General features: G+C 67.7%; 3 protein-coding genes. All 3 read right to left on the reverse strand.

Annotated features, from left to right (window positions below; genetic code table 11):
• Positions 1-149: 149 nt before the first annotated feature.
• Genes BGN95_RS06030 through BGN95_RS06040 form a run of 3 tightly spaced genes read right to left on the reverse strand, consistent with a single transcriptional unit; the run spans position 150 to position 3,550 of the window.
• Positions 150-1,298: a helix-turn-helix transcriptional regulator gene (locus BGN95_RS06030; protein WP_286771968.1), complete on the reverse strand. Its 1,149-nt coding sequence runs from the start codon at positions 1,296-1,298 to the stop codon at positions 150-152.
• Positions 1,299-1,316: 18 nt separating this feature from the next.
• On the reverse strand, positions 1,317-2,681 hold the full coding sequence (locus tag BGN95_RS06035) for an MFS transporter (RefSeq protein ID WP_286771969.1): 1,365 nt from the start codon (positions 2,679-2,681) through the stop codon (positions 1,317-1,319).
• Positions 2,682-2,695: 14 nt separating this feature from the next.
• On the reverse strand, positions 2,696-3,550 hold the full coding sequence (locus BGN95_RS06040; RefSeq protein ID WP_265314211.1) for an SDR family NAD(P)-dependent oxidoreductase: 855 nt from the start codon (positions 3,548-3,550) through the stop codon (positions 2,696-2,698).
• Positions 3,551-3,654 lie beyond the last annotated feature (104 nt).

Below are 3,654 nucleotides of genomic sequence, written 5' to 3' on the forward strand. Positions count from 1 at the left end.
TATCGGGGAGCAACCACCTCGCCAGCTTGTACGCCGGAACTTCAACGGAGGGCGAATCGCGCCGCGATTATCCCATGTTTTAGGAAATGATGTTGAAGGCCGGATCGAACGAATTCGGACACATTGCGGCCACCGGGTAAGGGTCGCCGTCAGCCCAAGACCGCGACGCTCCGCAAGATCACCCGAACCAGTTCGGTCTGGCGGCGAACCCCCACTTTGTTGAGGATCGTCTTGCAATAGGTACGCACGGTGTTTTCGGTCAGCCTCAGCCGCTCGGCTGCCTCGCCAAGGCACGAACCGGTCGCGAGCAGCGTCGCGAGATGCGCCTCGGAGGGAGTGAGATCGAACAATTGCGTCACCAGCCGCTCGACCGGCTGGACCTGCCCGGCGCCAGCGAAATAGACCACCACCGCAGGCGCGCTGTCGTGCGTCTGGATGCTCGCGCGGCGCAGCGAGCGTACCAGCACCCCGATATGCTGCGACCGCGGGCTTTCCAGCCGCATCGCCTCGACGAAGGCGGGGCCGTCGCGGTGCGCGGTGGTGGCGAGCGCCTTGTCGATCAATTGCTGCAATTGCTTGTTAGGCGCGCGGCTGACCAGTTCGAGCCGCCCGCCGCTCGATGCCGCCACCTCGCCCGCGCCGAGCATACGCTGCGCGGCGCTGTTGGCGCGCAGGATCTTCCCGGAGCCCGACAGGATCAAGGTGCTGATCGTCAGCCGGTCGAGCGTGTCGATCAGCGCCTGCAGCTCGGTTTCGTTGCGGGTGATCCGCGCGAAGATCGCCAGCGCCTGTTCGAGATGCGGGCGCAACGCGCGCAGCATCGCCTTGTCATCCTCGTCGAAATCGGGGTCGTCGGCGCCGTTGATGACGCCGATATTGCCCTCCCAGCCGCCCGGCTCGGCGATGTACATGCCGAGCTGCTTCTCCAGCCCCCAGGGGCCGAGCACCTCGCGATAGAATTGGCTGCTCGACAGGGCAACGCGATCGACCACCTCGTCGAGCGTGAAGATCGCCCCCGGCCGGTCGAGCGCGTTGCGCAAGGGGTCGAGGTGCCCGATCTCGGCGTGTCGGGCGTGGATGCGGCGGACCTCCGGCGCGGACAAGGGCGGGGGTTTGCCCCACAGGACCAACGGCGGAATGCCCTGCCGGCTGAGCCGCAGCACCAAGGCAGCATTGCGCGCACCCATCCGGTCCGCCAGCGCCGAGAGGAAACGCTGCCACGGCGGGGTTTCCATCGGGCCGCTGTAGATCAGCGACACCAGATCGTCGATTTCCAGCAGCGGGCGCTCAACCGGCATAAGCGAGCGACCCTCCGGTCATTGCGCGCGCTCCATCTCGGCGAGCGCCCGACGGTAGCGACCCATGCCGGTCGCGAGCATGACGAACATGACCGGCAGCACGACCGCGCCGGTGATCGCGATCGCGTAGCGCAACGCGCCTTCGTCGCGGAAACCGAAATCGGTGATTGCGGCGATTGTGGTTGCGCCGAGACCGAGACCGATCAGATTGACGAACAACAGGGTGAGCGCCGTCACCTGCCCGCGCAGCCGGTTGGGAGTAACATCCTGGATCGCCGACAGGATCACGCCCTGCGCCGCCTGCCCGACCAAAGTCGCCACCGCCATGCAGCCCAGCGCGAGCCCAGCGCTCGGCATCAAGGGGCCGACGATCAGCGGCGCGGCCTTGATCGCGGTGGTGCCGAGCACGATGCGCAAATTGCCGTCGGCGCGCCCGCGCCGGATCAGAAACCCCGACAGCCAGCCGCCGCTCAATGTGCCGACCGTGCCGCACACCAGCATCAGTGAGCCGTAATAGAGACCGATCTGCCCCGGCGTCAGATGATAGGTGCGCCCGAGAAAGGTGGGATACCAGAGGCTCGTCCCGATCGCGAGCAGCCCGGAGAGCGAGGTGACCCCGATCAGCATCAGATAAAGCCGCCAGCGATCGCGCACATAGCGCACGACCTCGCGCACCGGGATCGCGCCGGCATCGCCGAGCCCGGCGGTCTCGCGGCGCGCCGGCTCCCTGATCGTCGCGATCAGCGCGGCGACGATCACCCCGGGCAGCCCGACCGCGACGAACACCAATTGCCACGGCGCCAGCCCGCCGAGAAAGCCGAGCCCCAGCGACCCGCCGCGCCCGAAATGTTCGAGCAACGCCCCGCCGATGATCAGCGCAAGCCCGCCGCCGATCGGGTAGCCGATCGCATAGAAGCTGATCGCGAGCGCGCGGCGCTGCTTCTCGAAATAATCGGCGATGATCGAATAAGCCGTGGGGCTGAGCGTCGCCTCCCCCACCCCGCAGCCGACGCGGGTGAGGAACAACATGCCGAAGCTGCGCGCGAAACCGCACGCTATCGTCATCGCCGACCAGAACAGCACGCCCGCGACGATCAGCGGGGTGCGCCGCCGGGTGCCGTCGACGAAGCGGCCGATCGGCATCGCCGCCAACGAATAAAGCAGGGCGAAGGCGAAGCCCTGCAACAGGCTGACCTGAAAATCGCTCAGCTTCAGGTCGGCCTTGATCGGCTCGACCAGCAGGGTCAGGACGCGGGCGTCGATCGCGCTGAACGCATAAGCGAGCGACAGCACCCCGACGACATACCAGCGATAGACGCCGGCGCGCGCAGCAGGGGCGGCATCGTTCGCCGCAGCGACCGACGCCGGTGCGATCGAGGCCATCCCCCCGCCCCCGCTCACCACGCCGATTGCGGATCGGCGCGAAGCAGGATGTTCTCGGTGCGCAGCCGGAGCATCTCGTCGCCCTTCTCGCTTTCGGGGAGTAGCCAGAAACGGCCGGCGCGCAGGCCCTCGACCGCGAAATCGGCGACCTCCTCGGGCTCGGTCAGCGCGATGTTGAGCCCGGTGGTCTTCACCAGATCCTGCATCGTGCGATAGGCGACCGCATCGGGCGGGGTATCGCCGACATAATCGGCCGGCCGCACCAGATTGGAGGCCATGATCGCGGTGTTGACCGTATTGGGGCCGGGGAACAGCACCGCCGCGTGCACCTTGTCCCCGGCGCGGAGCAATTGCTGGTAGAGCACCTCCGAAATGCTCGTCACCGCCGCCTTGGTCGCAGCATAGATCGGGGTATTGGGCAAGGAGCGCAGCCCGCCGTTCGAGGAGGAGGTGTTGATCACCACCCCCTCGTCGCCGCTCGCCAGCATCCGCGGCACGAACGCCTTGATGCCGTGGACCACCCCAAGCACGTTGACGTCGATCCCCCAGCGCCAGTCGTTGAGCGGCAAGGTCCAGATCTCGCGCTTGGCCTCGCCCAGCCCGACCCCGGCATTGTTGAACACCAGATGCGCGGCGCCGAACCGATCGTAGACCGACGCGGCGAGCGCATCGACCGAGGCCTCCTTGGTCACGTCGACGGTGAGACCGGCAGCGGCGCCGATCGCGGCGACCGCCTCGTCGAGCGCCTGCTGGTTGATATCCGCCAGCACCACCCGCGCGCCTTCGCGGACCAGCCGCGCGCCGATCGCGCGGCCGACCCCGCTGGCGCCGCCGGTGATGACGGCGACCTTGTCCGCGAAATCGCGCATCAGGCGGCCTCGACCTCGGCGACGCCGATCTCGAGCCCGACATTGGCGGGATCGTCGAAGCGACCGACCCAGTGATCGGCGATCCACTCGCCCGGCACGGTGCG

Source organism: Sphingomonas sp. 66-10, from assembly GCF_001897045.1.
In the GTDB taxonomy this organism is placed as follows: Bacteria; Pseudomonadota; Alphaproteobacteria; order Sphingomonadales; family Sphingomonadaceae; genus Sphingomonas; species Sphingomonas lycopersici.